20 protein-coding genes are annotated in these 21016 nt (G+C 65.7%); 4 read left to right on the top strand and 16 right to left on the bottom strand.

The window, feature by feature from the left end; translation table 11 throughout:
- Positions 1-545: 545 nt before the first annotated feature.
- The 3 genes from QPK32_RS11455 to QPK32_RS11465 form a co-directional block, all read right to left on the bottom strand.
- Positions 546-1205 (bottom strand): hypothetical protein, encoded by a 660-nt coding sequence (locus QPK32_RS11455; protein ID WP_290412941.1) that lies wholly within the window; start codon positions 1203-1205, stop codon positions 546-548.
- Positions 1206-1565: 360 nt separating this feature from the next.
- Positions 1566-3407, bottom strand: coding sequence for a M48 family metallopeptidase (locus tag QPK32_RS11460; protein ID WP_290412942.1), 1842 nt, complete (start codon positions 3405-3407; stop codon positions 1566-1568).
- A 92-nt stretch (positions 3408-3499) separates the two neighbouring features.
- Complete coding sequence (locus QPK32_RS11465; RefSeq protein WP_290413091.1) at positions 3500-4735, bottom strand: RtcB family protein; 1236 nt, start codon at positions 4733-4735, stop codon at positions 3500-3502.
- A gap of 233 nt (positions 4736-4968) precedes the next feature.
- On the opposite strand from QPK32_RS11465, the gene QPK32_RS11470 reads away from it, so the two are divergent.
- The gene (locus QPK32_RS11470; protein WP_290412943.1) at positions 4969-5733 is read left to right on the top strand and encodes a GIN domain-containing protein; all 765 of its coding nucleotides are present in this window, start codon (positions 4969-4971) and stop codon (positions 5731-5733) included.
- Between the two features lie 82 nt (positions 5734-5815).
- On the opposite strand, the gene QPK32_RS11475 is transcribed toward QPK32_RS11470, so the two are convergent.
- The 12 genes from QPK32_RS11475 to QPK32_RS11530 form a co-directional block, all read right to left on the bottom strand.
- Positions 5816-6142 (bottom strand): BON domain-containing protein, encoded by a 327-nt coding sequence (locus QPK32_RS11475; RefSeq protein ID WP_290412944.1) that lies wholly within the window; start codon positions 6140-6142, stop codon positions 5816-5818.
- Positions 6143-6237: 95 nt separating this feature from the next.
- Positions 6238-7344 carry a LytR C-terminal domain-containing protein gene (locus tag QPK32_RS11480; protein WP_290412945.1) on the bottom strand — a complete coding sequence of 369 codons (1107 nt, stop codon included), beginning with the start codon at positions 7342-7344 and terminating at the stop codon, positions 6238-6240.
- A gap of 17 nt (positions 7345-7361) precedes the next feature.
- Positions 7362-8303 (bottom strand): type II secretion system F family protein, encoded by a 942-nt coding sequence (locus QPK32_RS11485; RefSeq protein ID WP_290412946.1) that lies wholly within the window; start codon positions 8301-8303, stop codon positions 7362-7364.
- A 34-nt stretch (positions 8304-8337) separates the two neighbouring features.
- A complete protein-coding gene (locus QPK32_RS11490) occupies positions 8338-9321 on the bottom strand; it encodes a type II secretion system F family protein (protein ID WP_290412947.1) in 984 nt (327 codons plus the stop codon).
- A 17-nt stretch (positions 9322-9338) separates the two neighbouring features.
- On the bottom strand, positions 9339-10688 hold the full coding sequence (locus QPK32_RS11495; protein WP_290412948.1) for a CpaF family protein: 1350 nt from the start codon (positions 10686-10688) through the stop codon (positions 9339-9341).
- A 19-nt stretch (positions 10689-10707) separates the two neighbouring features.
- Positions 10708-11880 carry an AAA family ATPase gene (locus QPK32_RS11500; RefSeq protein WP_290412949.1) on the bottom strand — a complete coding sequence of 391 codons (1173 nt, stop codon included), beginning with the start codon at positions 11878-11880 and terminating at the stop codon, positions 10708-10710.
- 54 nt (positions 11881-11934) lie between these two features.
- On the bottom strand, positions 11935-12219 hold the full coding sequence (locus QPK32_RS11505; RefSeq protein WP_290412950.1) for a hypothetical protein: 285 nt from the start codon (positions 12217-12219) through the stop codon (positions 11935-11937).
- Between the two features lie 9 nt (positions 12220-12228).
- A complete protein-coding gene (locus QPK32_RS11510) occupies positions 12229-13770 on the bottom strand; it encodes a type II and III secretion system protein family protein (RefSeq protein WP_290412951.1) in 1542 nt (513 codons plus the stop codon).
- Positions 13771-13789: 19 nt separating this feature from the next.
- Positions 13790-14647 carry a Flp pilus assembly protein CpaB gene (gene cpaB, locus QPK32_RS11515; RefSeq protein WP_290412952.1) on the bottom strand — a complete coding sequence of 286 codons (858 nt, stop codon included), beginning with the start codon at positions 14645-14647 and terminating at the stop codon, positions 13790-13792.
- Positions 14648-16000: an ATP-binding protein gene (locus QPK32_RS11520; protein ID WP_290412953.1), complete on the bottom strand. Its 1353-nt coding sequence runs from the start codon at positions 15998-16000 to the stop codon at positions 14648-14650. It lies immediately after the preceding gene.
- Between the two features lie 93 nt (positions 16001-16093).
- Complete coding sequence (locus tag QPK32_RS11525; protein WP_290412954.1) at positions 16094-16618, bottom strand: prepilin peptidase; 525 nt, start codon at positions 16616-16618, stop codon at positions 16094-16096.
- 58 nt (positions 16619-16676) lie between these two features.
- On the bottom strand, positions 16677-16877 hold the full coding sequence (locus QPK32_RS11530; protein ID WP_290412955.1) for a Flp family type IVb pilin: 201 nt from the start codon (positions 16875-16877) through the stop codon (positions 16677-16679).
- Positions 16878-17259: 382 nt separating this feature from the next.
- On the opposite strand from QPK32_RS11530, the gene QPK32_RS11535 reads away from it, so the two are divergent.
- Positions 17260-18321, top strand: coding sequence for a GGDEF domain-containing protein (locus QPK32_RS11535; protein WP_290412956.1), 1062 nt, complete (start codon positions 17260-17262; stop codon positions 18319-18321).
- 1 nt (position 18322) lies between these two features.
- Here the strand turns inward: QPK32_RS11535 and QPK32_RS11540 are convergent, their stop codons facing one another.
- Positions 18323-19507 (bottom strand): HD-GYP domain-containing protein, encoded by a 1185-nt coding sequence (locus QPK32_RS11540; RefSeq protein ID WP_374046733.1) that lies wholly within the window; start codon positions 19505-19507, stop codon positions 18323-18325.
- A 176-nt stretch (positions 19508-19683) separates the two neighbouring features.
- On the opposite strand from QPK32_RS11540, the gene QPK32_RS11545 reads away from it, so the two are divergent.
- Positions 19684-20619, top strand: a complete 936-nt coding sequence (locus tag QPK32_RS11545) for a LysR substrate-binding domain-containing protein (protein ID WP_290412958.1) — start codon at positions 19684-19686, stop codon at positions 20617-20619.
- Positions 20620-20794: 175 nt separating this feature from the next.
- Positions 20795-21016 carry a cytochrome oxidase putative small subunit CydP gene (gene cydP / locus QPK32_RS11550; RefSeq protein ID WP_290412959.1) on the top strand — a complete coding sequence of 74 codons (222 nt, stop codon included), beginning with the start codon at positions 20795-20797 and terminating at the stop codon, positions 21014-21016.

The raw sequence follows: 21016 nt of genomic DNA on the forward strand, positions 1-21016 counted from the left end.
ATATTATAGTTTATTGCTAGTGAGGGCTAACGGAAGTAGTGCAATTCTTGGCACCGGTGGGTTAGCACGGGTGCCGCTGGCTCCGCTCTCATCCAGCACCAGCGGAGTGTCATCGTGGTTCCGCCCCTCTCTCATCCGGCACCGATGGAGTTGGCGTTGGTAGCTCCAGTCCCCCCACGCACTGGTGAGGTTGGCACCAATGGCGCCAGCGAGGCTTGTCTTGTAGGGTTGCAAAACTACCAGTCATAAGCTAATCGTATGAATTTTTCTGACACCAGCCGAATATAAATTCAATACAGCAATCAGTTTGCGACGGTTTCGCTCAATTACGTCAGTTATTGATAATGAAGTAATTTTATTTTAATTTTGTTGCGGCATAATTATCTTCACAATCAAAAACATATCGTCCTCTTGCTAATTTGCAATAATCGGGTGGCGGGTTCGAATCCTGCAGCCGGCACCAATTTGCGAGGATAAAGCCCGGCCTTCACGGTCGGACTTTTTGCTTTCTAATGCCATGCCCGTTCATGACTGATAAGATACAGCTATTTGACGAGGTCATCAGTCGAAGGCAACGCATCGTTTCCCATCCGAAACATGAAAGGCGTGCCCTTCATTGTCTTAAATCCTAATTGCCGATAATGACGATGCAACTTGGCGATTGCGCGTCGATAATTTTTATCTAGGTTGGAGAGCTGAAGCTCAGTTCTCCATGAATCTTCTTCTCTGCTACCGATATACTCTTTTTGGAGCGGGAACGGCTTAATAGCGACATAGGCTGCACCGCTTCCAAAGCGCTCGATCAGCCTTCTCATCACTATCAGCCCAAGATTACGTCCTCGAAATGCTGGCAGAATCTCCAACCTTTCAAGAATTAGCACATTCCCCCAAGCTGACTCAAATTTAAATAATTTTTCCAGTTTGTCGGAAATGTCGAGGCTATCGCCAGTAAAGATAGCGCCGTAGTAATCGAGTGTGACAGCGTGGCAATCGAACATATCAAAAACAGATGCGCTAGCATTCACGGCAGCACATATATCCAGATAGTAAATATGAAACTTTCCTACTAGCGTCTCGTTATCATTTTTATCTAACCCGATGACAGTGCCATGTGTAGAGTGGACGTAGTGCGAAGGATCATCATCTTCAAGGGCGCTTTCACCACCATCAAATCGCAAGTGAAAATAATAATCACCAATTAGCATGGCTCATGTTCTCGGCAATGTAAACTTAACTTCGTTCTTTGGCTATAGAGGACTGCCCGAATAACTCAGTGTACGGATTTATTGCTCTAAGGGCAAGCAATGGGTTTCGCTATGCGCAGGGGCGTCAATACCAGGTACCAAAGTATCATATAAGCATTACATCGTATAATGCAAAGCATCATTGGCACTCCGCTAATACTGCTTGCCATCTTCAGTAAGCCATTGACACGATTAGCTTTCCTTAAACTTAGCGCAACTCTGACATAAATTAGGATGTTGATTCGATGTATGCAGGCGTCGCCAGAAATGCTGCAATTATCAGGCTCACGTGCCTTGCATGTGAGCCTTTTTCATTTCCAACTACAACGCCGCCAGCGACGGCATGCCTCCCTTGCCCAGCCAGGTACGCTCGAACCGTTCCTGCACCAGCTTCAGCGACGCCGCATCCCCGCGGCTGCTGTACACCTCCATCAAGCCGCGCAGCGCCCAGCCATTGCTGGGCGTTCTTGCCAGCGCCGCCTGGAACACGTCCTCCGCCTCATTGATCTGCCCTGCCCGTAGCAGCGCCACGCCCAGCGTCTGGCGCGTCGGGTAGTACCAGTAGGGCGGCTCCATATAGGGCAGGCGGTCCTGCGACGCAACCGCTTCGCGGTAAGAGGCCAGTGCGCTTGCGGTGTCCTTGCGCGCATCGGCCAGGCGGCCGCTGGCGACGTGGCGCGCGGTGGCGACGATGTCGCGTGCCGGCACGTTCCAGGCCTCGAATGCCTTGAAGTCGGCGTTGCGTTCGACGGCGGCGAGGGCGTCGATCTCGCGCCGGCTGTCGTTCACCATGCCCTTGCGCGCGTAGCCGACGGCGCGGGCGTAGTGCCACATCGCCTGCACCAGCACCAGGTCCGGCCCCGGGTCGGGCAGCGCCACCAAGACGTCGGGGGTGCTGAACTGCACATGCGAGAAATAGATCGCGGATTTCACCGGCTGGATCAGGGGCAGCTTCGCCACCAGCTCGTGCGGCAGCGCCTTGTCGAGCTTGGCGGATGCCTCGAGCGCCGTCTTGCCGTCACCGCCCATCAGCGCCGACACCATCACGAAGTGGATGTTGTGCGGGTAGTAGGCGCCCTTGTAGACGGGGTCGCTCTGTGCGCGCGAAAAATAGCGCTCGTCGATGGCGACGGCGTCGAGATTGGTGGCCAGCGATTCCCGGTACATGCCGAGGCGGTAGTAGATGTGCGAGGGCATGTGGACGATGTGGCCCGCGCCCGGGATCTGCTTCGCCAGGATCCTTGCGGACGGCAGGGCGCGCTCCGGTTGCGCCGAGGCTTCCACCGCGTGGATGTAGTAGTGGGCGGCACCCGCGTGGATGGGATTGCGTGCAAGTACCCGTTCGAGCGTCGCGACCATCTCGCCGTTGCGGCCCTTCGCCTCGCGTCCGCCGGGTTGCCAGTAATCCCACGGCGACAGGTCCATCAGCGATTCGGCGTACAGCACCTGGATGTTGTCGTCGTCGGGAAAGGCGCGGGCGACCTGCATCATGGCGTCGGCATAGGCCTTGTCCAGGGCCGAGCGGTCCTCGGCCGGCGCGTCGGCATAGCGCTGGGCGACGGCGCGGATCAAGGCCTGCTCGTGCGGCTTGGCGCGGCCGGCCAGCGCCTGGGCCTTGGCGGCCGCGGCATGGGCGGGCGCCACGGCTTCCGGGAACATGGGCGCGTTGATGTTCGGCCCCAGCACCAGCGCTTCTCCCCAGTAGCACATGGCGCAGTGCGGGTCGAGGCGCTGGGCGGCGCGGAAGGCGCGCGCGGCTTCCGCATGGTTGAAGGCATAGGCCAGGCGCAGGCCCTGGTTGAAGTAGGCTTGCGCCCTGACGTTGTCGGTCGTGATGGGCATGTGCAGCTTGCCCAGGTTCTTGTACAGGGGCGGGGGCGTGGTGTCGGCCGGCGCCGGCGCTTGCTGGCCGGGCTGGAACGGGCGGGTTTCGACTTGCGGCTGGGTCTGCGGCTGGGTCTGCGGCTGGATTCGCAGGCTCACTAGGCGCGTCAGCAGGAGCGGCGGACCGCTCTGGCCACTACGGGCCGGCGTACACGTGGCGCCCTGCGTGAGGATGGGGTCGAATGCGCGGGACGATTGCCCGGATGACGACGGCCACAGCGTCAATGCTGCGACGAAGCCGGCGCCTGCCAGCGCGGCCAGGATGCGACGGTGTTTCATGATGCCCTCCTCGAAAAATGTATCGGAGGAGGAAAACTTAGACGCCCCTGCACGTCAGTGGTTCGGTGAACATGCGCGCCAGACGCCCGCGGTCAACCTTTCACGCACACCACCTGCTTGAGCGTATGCACCACCTCGACCAGGTCGCTCTGCGCCGCCATCACGGCGTCGATGTCCTTGTAGGCCATCGGGATCTCGTCGATCACGCCCTCGTCCTTGCGGCATTCGACGCCCGCGGTGGCGCGCACCTGGTCGTCGACGGAATAGCGGCGCTTGGCTTCGGTGCGGCTCATCGTGCGGCCGGCGCCGTGGCTGCAGCTATGAAAACTTTCCGGGTTGCCCTTGCCGCGGACGATGAAACTGCGGGCGCCCATCGAGCCGGGGATGATGCCCAGTTCGCCCGCGCGCGCGGAGACGGCGCCCTTGCGCGTCACCAGCACATCCTTGCCGAAGTGGTGTTCCTTCTGCACATAGTTGTGGTGACAATTAACCGCTTCCACGTGGGTCTCGAACGGCTTCTTGATGACGGTGCGCACGGCGGCGATCAGGTTCTGCATCATCACTTCGCGGTTCATGCGGGCGAACTTCTGGGCCCAGCCGACCGCCTCGACGTAGTCGTCGTAGTGCTGCGTGCCCTCTTTGAGGTACGCCAGGTCCTGGTCCGGCAGGTTGGCGAGATGAGTGCGCATGTCCTGCTTGGCCACCTCGATGAAATGGCTGCCGATCGCATTGCCGACGCCGCGCGAGCCCGAGTGCAGCATGAACCAGACGAAACCCTGCTCGTCCAGGCACACCTCGATGAAGTGGTTGCCGCTGCCCAGCGTGCCCAGGTGCTTGTAGTTATTGGAATGGCGCAGCTTGGGCGTCTTCTGGCAAATCACGTCGAACTCGTCCTTCAGTGCGCGCCAGGCCTGGTCGACGGCATGCGGCGGTGTATCCCACGAACCCTTGTCGCGCATCTTGCCGCCGCGCGCCTTCGGCGACATGCCGTGCGGCACGGCCTGCTCGATCGCGCTGCGCAGCTTGCCCAGGTTGTCCGGCAGGTCGTTGGCGCTCAGCGTGGTCTTGGCGGCCATCATGCCGCAGCCGATGTCGACGCCGACGGCGGCAGGGATGACGGCGCCCAGCGTCGGGATCACGCTGCCGATGGTCGAGCCTTTGCCGAGGTGGACGTCGGGCATCGCCGCCAGGTGCTTGTAGATGAAGGGCATGCGCGCCGTATTCGCCAGCTGGCGCCGCGCTTCTTCCTCCACGGGGACGCCGCGCGTCCACATCTTGACCGGGTGGGCACCTTGCACTTGCAGTACGTCGTAGGGTTCTTGCTGCATCGTCGTCGAGCGTCTCATTGGCATTCCAGAAGGGTGTATGTGCTGTCCGCATCGCCGTTTGCAATCCTCGGGCACGGGATTATTCGACGGCCGTGCCCGTTCGACAAGCACGCTCCGTTTTCAGGGCGAATCGACGCTTCATTCCGCCAATGCTGCAGTCCATCGCAATCCGCCATCGTGGCCGAGAGCAACTGCCTATAGTGATCCCATCAGCCAATCACGGGAGACACGTCATGAACAAATTGCTCGGCAATGCCCTGCTCGCGACCAGCCTGGCGCTGGTCTTTCACGCGGCCGCGGCGGATGATGTCGTACGCGAGAACCGCGCCGTCGACGCCAAGGTCACCAAGGTGCGCCTGGGCGGCATCGTGCGCCTGAACCTGCGCCAGGGTCCGCCGTCGCTGGTGGTGTCGGGCGACCGCCGCTACATCGGCAAGGTCAAGACCGTGCAGAACGGCGATACCCTCACGATCGACCTGGAAAACAATACGCGCATCCAGGGCAATATCGACGAATTGCGCGCCGACCTCTCCGTGCCGAATCTGCAGGAATTCGTGTCGCAGGGCGTGGGATCGAGCGATGTGTCGGGATTCAAGGGCGACAAGGTCAAGCTGGCGCTGGACGGCGCCGGCGCCGTGCGCTTCACGGGCCAGTACCGCGAAGTCGATGCGCGCCTGGGCGGCGTCGGCGGCCTGACCCTGAATCCCGGCCAGTCCGACCGCATTGCGCTGGAGCTGGGCGGCGCCGGCCACATCACGGTGTCCGGCCAGACGAAACTGCTGCGCGCCCACATGGGCGGTATCGGCGGGCTCGATGCCCAGCAGCTGCGCGCGGAAACCGTCGACCTCGACATGAACGGCCTGGGCGGGGCCAGCGTGTTCGCGAGGAACGCCGCCAACGTCAGCCTGAACGGCATGGGGTCGGCCACGGTCTACGGCAACCCGGCCACGCGCCGCGCGACGACGAGCGGCTTCGGCAAGGTCAGCTGGCAGCAATGAGGTGGCAGCAATGAGCGACCGCAGGCCGCGTCCAGCGCGATGCCGGAAGCAGCCTGCGAGGATGGTGCAGGATTGCGACCGCTTAGCGGATCACCAGGTCGTTCTTGACCGACTTGACGCCCTTCACGCCGCGTGCCAGTTCGACTGCCTTCTGGGCGCTCTCGCGCGAGTCGACGAAGCCGCTCAGCTGCACGGTGCCCTTGAAGGTCTCGACGTTCACCTGGGTGGCTTTCACGGTCGAGTCGGTAGCGAAGGCGGCCTTGACCTTGGTGGTGATGACGCTGTCATCGACGTATTCGCCGGTGCCTTCGCGGGTGGCGGTCGGCGCGCACGCGACCACGGAAACCAGCAGGGTCGTCGCGATGACGGATTGAGCAATTGCGGACTGGAAACGACGGGTCATTTGCATGGCGATTCTCCGGAAAGTGTTAATGTTTTTGTATTATGACTATTCTTGAATTTGCCTGGCGCCCGATAGTGTTGTGAAAACGACACTGTGCAATATCAAGGTGCGCCGGTACTTGCCAGGGCGTCGCCTGACGGTCGCGGCCGTGCGACGATGCGCTGCGGCGGCAAATCGTGGCCGATCACGAGGCGCACATCGGGCCGCCCCGGCGTGCCCATCCGCACCGGAGCGCCGGCATCGAAGCGCTGGGCCAGGCGCTCGGCCACGTTGCGGAAAGCCGGCTGGTATTCGACGCGGGTCTGGCGCACGGCAAAGCCCTTCTGGTTGCTCAGGCGGACCACTTTCACGCCGGGATCGCGCAACTGGCGCGACAGCAGCCGCGCCAGGCCCTGGCGGCCGTTGCCGTTGCTGATCTCGAGCGCCGCCACGGCCGTGCCGTCCTCCTCCTCGACTGCCGGCTGCGGCGCAGGGGCCGGCGCTTCCTTGCGCGTCGCCGGTACCCGCCGCAATGCATACATGCCGTTGCCGGTGCTTTCAATGTCGATGAAGGCCCAGTCGCCATCGGACTGTTGCTGCGGCTGCGCCAGCGCCTGCGCGATCGGGGCCGGACGCTGCCCCGCCACCATCGCATAGTCGGCGCGCAGGTCGTGCTCGCGCAGGGCGATGGCCTGGCGTAGCATCAGCCTGGCGCGCTCGTCCTGGCCGAGCCGTTGCAGCGTCTCGCCCAGGTTCTGCCAGGCGCGCGCGTTGAGCGGATCGAGCAGGCAGGCTTTTTCCAGCGCCGCCTGGGCCGCCGCATGGTCGCCGCTCAGCAGGTAGGCATAGCCCAGGTTACTGAACAGGAAGCCGACGGCGGGGCCGGACGCCATGGTGGCGTCGCGGGTCAGCGCGGTCCAGATCGGGATCGCGTGGTCGAAATCGCGCCGCTCGGCATAGGCGATCGCCAGGCCGTTGCCCGCGTTGACATGGCCGGGATCGCGCCGCAGCGCGGCCTGGTAGGCCGCGATGGCGTCGTCGCGGCGGTGCGCCAGGTGCAGGCTGCGGCCGCGCTGGTAATGCTCGTCGGCCGAGGCCTGCTGAGCGCCGGCCGCGTCGGCCGCCGCCGGAAGCCCGGGCGAACTGCTGCAGGCCGGCAGCAGCGCACCGGCGCACAGCAGGGACAGGGACGTCAACAATATCCGGGGACGTTTCATCGAGGGTTGCATGGCATTCTCCGCAAAAATCAAAGGGCGCCGCCGCTCAGGGCGGTCTTCAGGGTGCGCGCGATCTGGATGCCGGCCGGGCCGAGCAGCACCATCAACAAGGTGGGAAAGATGCAGAAGATCAGGGGGAACAACAGCTTCAGGCCGATCTTGGCGGCGGCTTCCTCGGCCATCATGCGGCGCTTGGTGCGCAGGTTGTCCGAGTACACGCGCAAGGCCGAGCCGATGCTGGTGCCGAAGCGCTCGGACTGGATCAGCATCGCCACCAGCGAATCGATGTCGTCCACGCCGATGCGCATGGCGAAGTTGCGCAGCGCCTTTTCCTTGCTGAACCCGGCGCGCATTTCCATCAGCACCAGCTGCAGCTCCTGCGCCAGCGTGACGCTCTTGATGTGGATTTCGGCCGCCACCTTGATCAGGCCGCGCTCCAGGCTCAGGCCGGCCTCGACGCACACGGTGAGGAGGTCGAGCGCGTCCGGGATGGTTTCGAAGATCTCGCGCTTGCGGCCGCGGATGGTCCGCGCCAGCACCGCGTTCGGCAGGTAGTAGCCGAGCGCCGCCACCAGCAGCAGCAGGAACAGCACCCTGGCGCCGCCCGGGGTCCCCGGCGCCAGCGCCAGCACGATGCCGGCGATGGCTGGAAAGGCGAGCGCGAGGCCGCTCTTGGCGGCGAAATACAAGGCCGGCGTGGCGGGATTGCGCCAGCCGGCGTTCATGAAGCGCAGGCGCAGCGCCGATTTTTCCCATCCCTCTTCCGGCACCGACAGGCGCGACAGCGGCCGCACCGCATGCGCGATGCGTTCGACCCAGCCGACGTCATGCGCGCCTTCCTGCGGCACGCCCATGAAGCGCGTCAGGCGCGAGCGCAAGGTCGCGGGCGCGAACAGCAGCATCGCCAGCCAGACAAGGCCGCCGACGATCGCGAACACGATCAGCAGGAACAGCAGCTGTGCGGTGGTCATCGATGCCTCCTCGGATAGGGATGCATGGGGTGCTTCAGATACGAATGCGGATGGCGCGGCGCAGCCACAGCACGCCGACGACGATCATGCCGAACGCCACCCACAACAGCCGGATGCCCGCCGGATCGGTCCACAGCACGCGGATGTAGCTCTCGTTCACGATCAGCATCATGGCCCCTACCGCGAACGGCAGCAGGCCCAGGATCCAGGCCGACATGCGCCCTTCCGCCGACAGCACGCGCACCTGGGCCGCCAGCTTGAGGCGGTCGCGGATGATGTGGCTGATGTTGCCGAGGATCTCGGCGAGGTTGCCGCCGGTCTCGCGCTGGATCAGGATCGCGATGACGAGGTAGCGCAGGTCGGTCAGCGGGATGCGCGCGGCCAGGTTGTGCAGCGCTTCGGCCATCGGCACGCCGTAGTTGATCTCCTCGCGCACGACGCGAAATTCGCCGCTGAGGGGTTCGGACAGTTCGTTGCCGACGATCTGCAGCACGTTGCTGAACGAGTGGCCGGCACGCAGCGCGCGCGCGATGAAGTCGGCCGCGTCGGGCAGTTGCTCCTCGATGCGTCCCAGGCGCTTGCGGCGCGTGCGGCGCACCAGCGCCAGCGGAATGAAGGCGCACAGCAGCGCCGCCGCCAGGCGTGCAGGCAGCGGCACCGGCCAGCGTGCCGTCAACAGCAAGCCGCCCAGCAGCGCGATGCCCGACCATGCCAGGAACTGCCCGACCGACCATTTCACCCCGGCCTGCACCAGCAGGCGGTCGAGGTGGTGCGCAGGCGCGAGGCGATGCAGCAGGCGGTCGAGCAGTTCGCGGCTGCTGTAGCGGCGCTGCTTCAGGATCGAGATGCGCTCGCCGGCGCGTCCGGCGCCCTGGCTGTCGGACATCAGCTGCAGCCGGCGCGCGATGCGCTGGGCCGCGGCGCCGTGCTCGCTCATCCACCAGAGGTAGGCGCCTTCGATGCCGAGGATGACGGCGGCGAACAGGAATACGACGAAGGCATAGAAGAGGATGTCCATCGAGGCTCCGCTGGCTGTCAGGTGAAGATGCGGTCGGGGTCGAACGTGTCTTCGGGCACCGGCGCGCCGAACATGCGCAGCCGCTCGGCGAAGCGCGGGCGCACGCCGGTCGCGCCGAAGTGGCCCAGCACCTTGCCTTCGCCGTCGACGCCGGTCTGCTCGAAGCGGAAGATCTCCTGCATCGAGATGATCTCGCCCTCCATGCCCGTTACTTCCTGCAGGCTGACCAGCTTGCGGGTTCCGTCGGTCAGGCGCGACGCCTGCAGGATGACGGTGATGGCCGAGCAGATCTGCTGGCGGATCGCGCGCGGGGTCAGGGTGACTCCGGCCATGCCCACCATGTTTTCCAGGCGCGACAGCGCATCGCGCGGCGTGTTGGCGTGGATCGTCGCGAGCGAGCCTTCGTGGCCGGTATTCATCGCCTGCAGCATGTCCAGCGCTTCCGGCCCGCGCACCTCGCCCAGGATGATGCGGTCGGGCCGCATGCGCAGCGCGTTGCGCACCAGCGCGCGCTGCGTGACCTCGCCCTTGCCCTCGATGTTCGGCGGACGCGTCTCCAGGCGCACCACGTGCGGCTGGCGCAGCTGCAGCTCGGCCGCGTCCTCGATCGTCACGATGCGCTCGTTGGCGGGGATGAAGCCCGACATCAGGTTCAGCAGCGTGGTCTTGCCGCTGCCGGTGCCGCCGGAGATCAGGATGTTCACCTTGGCCAGGCCCAGGCTTTCCAGCACCTTGACCATGGGCGGCGTGACGCTCTTGTAGTCGAGCAGGTTCTGCACGGTGAGCGGGCTGGCGCCGAAGCGCCGGATCGAGACCAGCGGCCCGTCCACGGCCAGCGGCGGAATGATCGCGTTCACGCGCGAGCCGTCGGGCAGGCGCGCGTCGACCATGGGGCTCGATTCGTCGACGCGGCGGCCCACGCGCGAGACGATCTTCTCGATGATCTTCATCAGGTGCGCGTTGTCGTGGAAGCTGACGTCGGTGAGCTCGAGCCGGCCGCGCCGCTCGACGTACACCTTGCTGTAGGTATTGACCAGGATGTCGGAGACGCTCGGGTCGTTCAGCAGCGGCTCGAGCGGGCCGAAGCCGAGCATTTCGTGCTGGATGTCGAGCACGAGGTGGTGGCGCTCCTGCTGGTTCAGGACGATGCGTTCCTCTTCGATGATGCGCTGGACCAGCAGCGCCAGCTCGTGCTTGAACTGTTCGCTGGTCAGGCGTTTCAGGCGCTCCAGGTCGATCCGGTCGAGGATCATCTGGTGCATGGTCTTCTTCAGTTCCTGGTAGGCGTGCTGCGCCACTTCCGGCATCGGTGCCGGCTGGTGGACGCGTTCCTCCTCGGACCCGGACAAGCGCTCGCGCAGGGACATGGCAGGCTCCTTTGTGTGATCAGGCTTCGCCGCGGCCGAACAGGCGATCGAACAGGCCGTTCTTCGCTTCCGCGACGCGGCGCGCCGTCAGCACCTCGACCAGGTCGGCCAGGCTGCGCGCCGCCGCGCTGCCGCGCGCCAGCTGCAGCACCGGGATGCCCTGGTTGACCGAGTCGGTGACGGCGATGTAGTCGTTGGGGACGGTATGCACCACTTCCGCGCCGAGCGCGGCGTGCAGGTCCTGCAGGCGCAGCTTGCCGCCCTTCTCGTAGCGGTTGACGACCAGGCGGATATGGTCGGTCACGTAGCCGAGCGAGCGGAAGATGTCGAGCAGGCGGCGGGCGTGGCGGATATCGGGCAGCGCCAGTTGCAGCACCGGGTAGATCGCGTCGGTGCTGTCGAGCGCGCGCAGCGAGACGGCGTCGATCTGGCGGCCGATGTCGAGCAGGATGTAGTCGTAATGCTGGCGCGCCACGCGCAGGATCGCGTCGATGTGTTCGGGCTTGGCCTCGACCGCCTGGGCAGGGTCGTCGGCCGCGGCCAGCACGCCGAAGCCGGGCGCCACGTGCACCAGGCAGGAATCCAGGAAGGGAGCATCGATGCGCGCGATCTGCTGGCACACGTCGGACAGCGTCATGCTCGGTTTCTGGTCGGAGACGTACAGGGTGGCGTCGCCGAACTGGCGGTGCAGGTCGATCAGGAGCACCTTCTTGTCCGCCAGCGTCGCCAGCGCGTAGCCGAAATTGGTCGCGATGAAGGTCGCGCCGCTGCCGCCCTTGCAGGCGATGAAGGCCAGCACCTTGCCGTCGCGCGATGCGGTGACGCCGGCGCTGGCGGCAATCCGGTCGATCGCTTCGTGCAGCGCGCGGTGCACGAGCGGCAGCTGCAGGACCTCGCGCACGCCGGCGCGCATGGCGCGGATCAGTAGTTCGGGATGGTGGTTGTCGGTCAGCAGCATGAAATGCGCGGCCGCATAATGGCGGGTGAGGCGTTCCAGCAGGTCGGCATCGGCGGCGTCGGCATCGGCGGCGTCGACGATGACGAGGCCGGGGTGCTCAGGCAGCGGACGGTCGAGCGCGTCGCGCAGGCCGTCGCGCCCGGCGGCGATGTGCAGCGGCGGCACGCGCGCCGCGCCTTGCGACGCGATCTCCGCATGGAGCTGTGGATCGCGGCTGATCAGGAGGGCTCTCATCGGGTTCCTCGGGGCGGCATGGGGTTGGCGCCGGCGGGGCCGGCAGATGGGTTGTCATTTGGTGCCGCTCCCGCCGATCAGCGGTTGTTCGGTGCCGGCGTTGTCCTTGAACGAGCGCTGGTAGCGTTCGTGGCTCGCGCGCGCCGCGGCGCCATCCATGCCGGCGGCGGGGTTCGTATTGGCGGCGGCGTCCGGGTCGATCACTTGGGCCGCCAGGTTGGCGCGCACGGCGTCGCCGAAATGCTTGTCGAAGCGCGGCGTCGTGCTGCATCCCTGCAGCAGCAATGCCGATGCGATCGGTAACACGGCGGACACCAGGCGGTTGCGTGCGGTGGACATCGCTGTCTCCTATTTCAGTTCGAAGCCGCCGGCTTCGCGCGACGAACGGGCCGCCGGGTTCGAGGCTTTCGCCGTCGTGGTCTCGGGCGCGAAGCCATCCAGGCGGCCGCCCAGCAGCACCGCGGCGCGCGACGGCTCGCCGACCTTGTCGGTCGGCAGCTCGTAGCCCGCGCCCGGCAAGGGCTTGACCAGGTGGGCGGTGATCACGAACACCAGTTCGGTGCGGTCCTGCTGGTAGTCGGTGCTGCGGAACAGGGCGCCCAGCACGGGGATCTCGCCGAGCACCGGCAAGCCTTTCAGGTTGGTGACCATATTGCTCTTGATCAGACCGCCGATCGCGAAGCTCTGGCCGTCGTACAGCTGCACCGTGGTGCTGGCGCGGCGCGTCGTCACCACCGGCAGGATCGCGGTACCGGAGATGCCGTTGGCGGACAGGCCGATGCCGTCGCGCGAGAGTTCCGACACTTCCGGCGCGACGCGCAAGTTGATGCGGCCACCCGCCAGCACGGTCGGCGTGAAGCGCAGGCCCACGCCGAATTCCTTCTCTTCCAGCGACACGCGATTGTTGTCCTGCGCGACCGGGATGTAGAACTTGCCGCCGGCGAGGAAGCTGCCTTCCTGGCCGCTGATCGACATCACGTTCGGCTCGGCCAGCACGCGCACCAGGCCGTCCTGCTTGTCGGCGGCCGCCGTGATGCTGCGGTCGTTCGACTTGGACAGCTTGATCGCGCCGCCCGCCTTGCCGGTGACGAAGTCCGTCAGCAGCGTCGCGGCCCAGCTGCCGGAGCCGAAGCTCCAGGTGGCATTCGCTTCCAGCCGTTCGATGAGGGACTTCGAGACCTCGGCGACCTTCACTTCCAGCTGCACCTGCTGCGGGGCGCTCACGCTCAGCATGTTGATCACGCGGACGGCAGCCTGGCTGGCCCCGTTCTGGCCCTGGTTGTTCTGGCCCGGCGGCAGGTCTTCCTTGTCCGGCACGGCCAGCGTGCGCAGCGGCCGGCGCACGTAGGCCCCCGCCAGTTCGACCGCGCGCGCCACCGCGGCGGCGTCGCTCACCGTGCCGGTCAGCACCAGGCTGTCGGCGGCGGCCAGCACGCGGATGCCCCGCTCTTCCGGCATGGCGGCGAGCAGCGTCGCCTGCAGCGCCGCCGGGTCCATGGCCACCGTGATGTCGAGCACGCTGCACAGGCCGCTCCTGCCCTGCACGATCATATTGGTCGTGCCGACGTCGACGCCGGCGATGTACAGCGTGTCCGGCGCCACCAGCAGCGCCTGCACCACGGCCGGATTGCCGACGCTGCGGTGCTGCACCGGTTCGGGCAGGCGCATCAGGCTGGACTTGCCGACCTGGAGCGACAGTTGCGCGGGCCGCGCCGCTTCGCCCTGGCAGTGCGGACCGCGTTCGACGCGGCCAGCAGCGCCCTGGCCGGCATCCTGGGCGCGCTTGGCGGCGGCCGCCGCGGCGCCGGCAGCGCTGGCAGGAACAGCGGCCACTGCCGCCAGCGCCAGGCTGGAGGCAAGCAGGCAACGGAGCATCGGATTACCGTTCATGGCATCACCTCGGACGGGTTCACAGGCATTCCTGCGTTGCGCGCAGGCCATTCAGGACGGTGATGCAGTCGCGCTTCACGGGGACGGGCGCCGCCACTTTCACCACCACCGGCTTGGGCCGCGCCACCACGGGCGCCGGCGGCTTGGGCGGCGGCACCGCGGTGTCGGGCAACAGCGTCACCTTGGTCGCGCCGCTCGTGCTGGCAGGCTGCGGATCGATCTGGTTGCGCAGCGCCAGCGACAGGGTGCCCACGCTGCGTGCCAGGTCGAGCTTCTCGGCCTGCTCGGGCGTCACTTCCAGCGTGACCGCATTGACCACCTTCGGCTTGGTCTCGTCGCGGCTGACTTCCTGCGCGACCGCCAGCACCAGGATCCGTTCCAGCACGATCTTCGAGATGTTCTGTTCGCGGCCGCTCGAGCGCGTGCCGTCCGGCGCATCCTTCTGGGTGCTGACGATGATGTCGACATAGTTGCCGGGCAACGCGAACCCGGCCACGCCGATCACGTCGTTCACGCGCACCGTGATCGCGCGCTTGCCTTCGGCGATCAGGGCGGACAATCCGCCCAGGGTTCCCGACGGCGCCAGCTTGGCTTCGCTGACCGGTTCGCCCATCAGGAGGTTGGCCTTGAGGACGCGCCCGGCCAGCTTCTGCGGATCGGCAAACGCGCCTTTCGGCACGCTGTCGGCCGGCCACTCGACCAGCTTGAACATCTCGGGCGTCAGGCGCTGTCCGAGGCTGATATCGGCCAGCGCGACGGCGATGCGGCCACTCGGACCGCCGGGCTGGTTCAGCAGCCAGCGCGAGGCGAACGCCACCGCGGCCAGGCCGAACAGGATGGCCACCGCCATCACGAGGATCGCACGCCGGTTCTTCATTCAGGCCTCCCCGTCGCAGGCAATGAACATGCTGTGCCAGGCCTGTTCGACGCTGGCTTGCGTGAAACGCGCTTCCTGGCCGGCGAAACCGGCGAAATCGGCGATGCGCTCGACCAGGCCGGCGGGATAGCAGGCCAGCAGCGCGCGCCGTGCCTGCGGATGCAGGCGCTGGATGAGGTAGTCGCAAGCGCCGTCGTCATAGTCGACGCGATGCGCGCAGCACTGGCGCTTGATCAGCGTGCGGTAGGCGGCGGCCGGGAGCGCGCCGATCTCGGCCTTGTAGCCGATGCGACGCAGCGCGGCATCGTCCAGCACGCTGGCAGGCGCCAGGTTGGTGGCGAACACCACGGCCGCATCGAACGGCACGGTCTCGGCCTGGCCGCCCTGCAGCGTCAGCTGGTCGGCGCCGGCATCGAGGGGCGCGGTGAAGCGGTTGAGCAGCTCGGCGGCCGGCATGCGCTGGCGGCCGACATCGTCGATCACCAGCATGCCGTTGTTGGCCTGCAGGTGCGGCGGCGCGTGATAGACGCCTTCCTCGGCATCGTGGCGCAGTTCGAGCATCTCGCGTCCCAGCTCGGCGCCGACGTGCACCAGGGGACGCTGGCACAAGCCCCAGCGTGCATCGCCGCTGCGCCGCTCTTCCTGGCGCGCCAGCGGCGGCGGCAGGTGCAGCGCCGGGTCGTACAGGCGGATCACCTGGCGCCCCGCCATCAACGCATACGGCACCGCGACCGGTCCCGGCAACAGGCGCGCGAGCTTGCGCGCCAGCTGCGTCTTGCCGCTGCCTGACGGGCCGTGCAACAGCAGCGAACGGCGCGCGTACAGGGCGGCGCCGATCGTGGCGCGCGCATGCGGTGCCAGGCCGTCCTCGCCCAGCACAGCGGCCAGCCGGGCGGGCGTGACGCGTTCGATGTCGTGACCGCGCAGCGACTGCCGTTCGACCTGCGCGCGGTACGCCGCCAGGGGCACCGGCGCCGGGCCGAGGTAGCGCGAACGCGCCAGCGCCTCGGCGCAGGCGCGCTGGCCGATCGACGTCAGCTGGTATTGCATGTCGATGTCGGAGTCGCCGCACCAGGCCACCTCGACCTGCTGCTCGGCGATCAGGGGGTTCAGCACTTCGCGCAGCACGCCGACCGACAGGCGCAGCTGGCCGGCCAGGATCGCCAGCGGCGACTTGCCGCCGGCCTGGATCGCCTTGAGCACGAGGTCGGCGAGGAAGCGCGGCTCGAGCCCCGTGTCGCGCACGGTCTTGGCCTGGCGCGGCAGGGCCGGCAAGGCGTCCGCGGCGGACTGCGCTGCCGGCGCCATGGCGGGCAAGGTCGCGATGCTTTCTGTCGATAGCGTTTCAATCATCGGAATCTCTCGTCATGCATGTTTTCCGAAACGGGTCGGAATCGATTCTAGCCACGGTGTCCCGGCCCTCTTTGCGTTGCACCAAAGCCGAACTCAACCGTGGTGACGGACCAGCACGATGATCGTGCCGATGGCGATCGCCACGCCGTAGGGGATGGTGCCGGAACTGGTCCTTTGCTGCGCCGCTGCGGCCGTCATGCCCGGCGCCAGGACGGCGTGCGCCATGTGCATCACGTTGCCGAGGGCGAGTTTCAGACGGCCGCGCGCGAGCACCGCCAGCAGCGCCATGACTCCTCCCGCGCACCAGGTCAGCACCGCGATGGACAAGACCTCCTGCGGCCCGGCGAAGGCGCCGACCACGGCCAGCAGCTTGACGTCGCCGGCGGCCATGCCGCGCAACAGGTAGAACGGCAGGAACAGCGCCAGGCCCAGGGCCAGGCCGCCGAGCGCGGCAAGCAGCGCGGCAAGGGGTGCGGCGGACAACAGGCGCAGCACCAGTGCGCACGCCAGCGCCGCCAGCAATAATCGATTCGGGATGCGGCGCGTCGCCAGGTCGTTGATGGCGGCAATACTGACCAGCAGCAGCAGGGCGGCGTGCAGCCAGGAGTCGATCGGCATGGCATCCTCCGGAAAATGAAAAACCCTCCGGGCCGAGGCCCGGAGGGTTCGACGGCGATTACGGAGCCGGTGCCGCGGCAATTGCCGCAGTCAGGCGGGTGCCGATCGTCGTGAAGGCGGCCGACAGGTCGTCGCCCAGTGTCTGCGCGCCGGCGACGATCGCCAGGCCCACCAGCGCGGCCATCAGGCCGTACTCGATGGCGGTGACGCCGTTCTCGTCAGCGACGAAGGCTTTGACAGCGGACATGAACTTGCTCATGACTTACTCCCATATGGTAGGTTGATAAAAGCCCTGGAAAGACGGTACGTACTGCTGCACCGTTACGGCTGGCTGCTCCGCGTTCCGTCCAGTGAGTCCACTATAAAAGTTGATTCCACACAGCAACTTGACTGCTCGCAACTTTTCTGTGTGGAACTATTTTTTGGCTTCAGGAATCAGCTTTCGATCAAGCGCCAGGGATGTTGAACACCTGCCCTCGAGAATTCCTCCGCACCAAAGAAAATTGCACTTGCATAATTGCCTAGAATACAAAAACGCTATATGCTGTTCGGCTTGCTCTTTGTGAAATGCCAGATGCCTGCGAACGCGACGGCGGCTGTTTTCAGCCCGCAGGTCGGTTGATTACATTGCTGAGAACGACATGGATTCGCTACTGAAACACATGGTGGACATGACTGGCCACCGCGATCACGCGATGCTCGATATTTCCGTGATCTCGGCGGTGCAGGAACTGGCCGGCGCGGCGCAGACGCGCATCCTGACCATTGCGACCATGTCCGGGCAGCGCTACCTGCGCCCCCGCGCCAGCATCGTGAAGGGCGGCGCCGCGCGCCTGGAAGAAGTCGATGAAGGCGCGCCCGGCGAGACGCTGGCCCGCCATCCCGAACTGGAGCGCTGCCTGGCCGAGCACCTGGCCAGCGCCGAAGCCCTGGCCGACGACGGCACCCGTACGCTGTGGCTGCCGATCTGGATCGGCGACGAGGCCACCACCTGCCTCGAACTGCGCAACCACGCGCCGTATTCGAGCCACACGGTCCACACCGTGGCCGGCATCGTCGGCGTCTACCGCAATTTCCAGAACCTGCTCGACTACAGCGAGCGCGATTCGCTGACCGGCCTGCTCAACCGCAAGACCTTCGACGACCACCTGGCGCGCATGCTGCATTGCGCGCACGAGCAGAAACAGGAACAGGAGGCGCGCCTGCCCGGCGCACTGGAACGGCGCCAGCTGCAGGGTCAGCCGCAGGGCGAGGAAAAGCAGTGGCTGGCGGTGGTCGACGTCGACCACTTCAAGGCCATCAACGACAAGTTCGGCCACCTGTACGGCGACGAGGTGCTGATCCTGATCGCCAACCTGCTGCAATCCTCCTTCCGTGTCGAGGACCGCGTGTTCCGCTTCGGCGGCGAGGAATTCGTCGTGCTGCTGCGCTCGACCACGCTGGAGAATGCCTGGAAGATCATCGACCGCTTCCGCACCAACGTCGAGCTGCACGACTTTCCGCAGGTCGGCCGCGTCACCGTCAGCGTCGGTTTCGTCAGCATCAGCGCCTACGATCCGCCGGTGGCGACCCTGGGCCATGCCGACCAGGCCCTGTACTTCGCCAAGAGCAGCGGCCGCAACCGGGTGTGCCACTACGACGACCTGGTCTCGCACGGCATGCTGCAGGCCGTGACGTCGAACGACACGGCAGAGTTTTTCTAGACTAGACGGCCAGCGCCAGGAAGCGCAGCGGATCGACCTGCCACTTGTCGGGCGACTCGTGGCGCACGATCTTGTCGCCGCCGCCGAAGCCCAGGCCGCGCGCCAGGTCCACCATCTCCGGCTTGATGTAGGTCTGGCTCTTCGTGCTGTAGAACACGTTGACCTTCGGCGTGAGCAGGCTCGTTTCGTGCGGTTCGACCACCACGGCCAGGCGCCCCGATTCCAGCAGCACCAGCGTGCCCACCGGATAAATGCCGACACAGCGCATGAAGGCCTGCGTCAGCTCGGGATTGAAATGGAATTTGCTCCATTCGTAGAGCTTGCGCAGCGCTTCCGCCGGCGGCATGCCCTTGTGGTAGCAGCGGTCGGCCGTGATGGCGTCATAGACGTCGACGATGGCGGCCATCTGCGCCAGTTCGCTGATCTCGCTTTCGCCCTGGCGGTCCGGATAGCCGCTGCCGTCGCGCCGCTCGTGGTGGTGCAGCGTGATGTCGAGCGCGATGTCTCCGATGCCGCCGGTACGGCACAGGATGTCGTAACCGTCTTTCGGATGGCGGCGCACGATCGCGAATTCCTCGTCGGTCAGGCGTCCCGGTTTGTTCAGGATATGGTCGGGAATCAGGGCCTTGCCCGTATCGTGCAGCAGGCCGCCGATGCCGGCCTGGTAGACCGTGTCCGCATCCATCCCCCGCGAGCGGCAGAACGCCACCAGCAGCGTGCACACGCTCACCGAATGGAGGAAGGTATAGTCATCCTTGTTCTTGATGACGGACAGGCCCAGCAAGGCCCCCGCATTGCGCAGGATCGAGGCAGTGACGTTCTCGACGACGGGGGCGACCCGGTCGAGTTCGACCGCCTTGCCCAGGCGGGCGTCCTGCATCACCGTTTTCACGAGCCCGGCGGCCTGGCGCCGGATGGCGACGGCCTGGTCGTACTCTTCTGCAACGGTGGTGCGCAGCGGCGCCACCGGCTTGGCGGCGATCGCCGTGACCTCGGCCTCGGTGATGGCCGCCGCTTCCTCCACCGTCGGGGCATCGGCGACATCCAGCCCCCGCTCGCAATCGATCGTCACGCCACGGATCCCGGCCAGGCGAATCCGCCGAATCTCTTCTTCGCTCGTGATGACGAAGCGGCTACGGACGAAGGGATGCTCCATCCACCCGCAATCCAGGTCGTGAATGGACATGCCGACGCGTAGCTGGGAGGAATCGAGTGTCTTCAACATGGTGGAGGCCCTATGGTAATCTCGCCGCGGCTAGGCTTTCGCTTTTACGGTTTCGAGTATAACAATCTGATGAATTCGCCAGTAAAAAATATTTCTATCGAGAACCTCTAGTATCTTTAAAGATACAATCGTCAAATATGGAACTTCGCCAGCTACGCTATTTCGTTGCCATCGTCGATCACGGCTCGCTGTCGCGTGCCGCCCTGGTGCTGCACGTGGCGCAGCCGGCGCTGACGCAGCAGTTGCGCCAGCTCGAGGATGAGCTGGGCGTCCAGTTGCTGCACCGTTCGGCCCAGGGTGTACTGAGCACGGATGCCGGCAAGCTGTTCTACGAGCACGCGCAAGCGATCCTGAAGCAGGTGGCCGATGCCCAGGCGGCCGTGGTGCAATCGGCCGAGCGGCCGTCGGGCAGCGTCACGCTGGGCCTGCCGCACAGCATTTCCGGCGCGCTGGCCTTGCCGCTGCTCAGCGCCATCCGCCAGCGCTATCCCGAGATCACGCTGCAGCTCACCGAGGAATTGACGGGCAACCTGGCCGAACAATTGCGCTCCGGCCGCGTCAACCTGGCCGTCCTGCTCGATGACGGACAGCTGGGCGGCTTCGCGACGACGCCGCTCGTGGAAGAGGAATTGCGCTTCATCTGCCGCGCCGACATGCCGCTCGCCGCCGGCCGCGACGCCCTGCTGCTGCGCGAAGCGCTCGCCACGACCTTGATCCTGCCGGGCCTGCAGCACGGCGTGCGCCCGCGCATCGAAAGCACGGCGCGCGCGGCCGGCCTGGCGACGCAGGGCGTCATCGAGATCAATTCGATCGCCATCCTGAAGTCGGCGATCCTGGCCGGCATGGGCGCCACCATCCTGCCGGTGGCGCCGGTGCAGGCGGAAGTCGAGCGCGGCGCCATGCGCGCGCTGGCGATCCGCGAACCGGCCATCTCGCGCCGCGTCGTGCTCTGCACCTCGCGCAACATCCCCCTCACCAATGCCTCTGCCGCCGTAGGCCGCCTCGTGGCCGACGTCGCGCGCGCGCTGTGCCGCGAAGGCGCCTGGATCGGCGCCCATCCCGTCGTCGACTGATCTAATCGCCTACCCCGCGCCGACTGCCCTGCCGCAGCCGCTCCGCCGAATTTGATGTGGATCAAGGATTTTTCCGCAAGGGAAAATTAACCTGCGCTCATCGTTGCCTTATCAAATCTTGAGTTAGCCATTTTGCGTTGACTCAAGGTGTGCGACGGAAAAACAGAGTGCACCAATGAATACCGCATCCCTTTCCCACAACCCGCAGCGCGCGCGCCGCGAACGCCTGGCCCTGACGCTGTTCGTCGCCATCGCCGTCAAATGCCTCGTGCTGTACGGCCTGTGGCACGCCTTCTTTTCGCACCCGCAAACCAAGCACATGCTGCTGCCGTCGGACCAGGTGGAACGCCACTTGTTCACGCCGGCGGCCGGCCCGATTTCCAACACCAACAAGTAG

Source organism: Massilia sp. YIM B02763 (assembly GCF_030412015.1).
Taxonomy (GTDB): Bacteria; Pseudomonadota; Gammaproteobacteria; order Burkholderiales; family Burkholderiaceae_D; genus Telluria.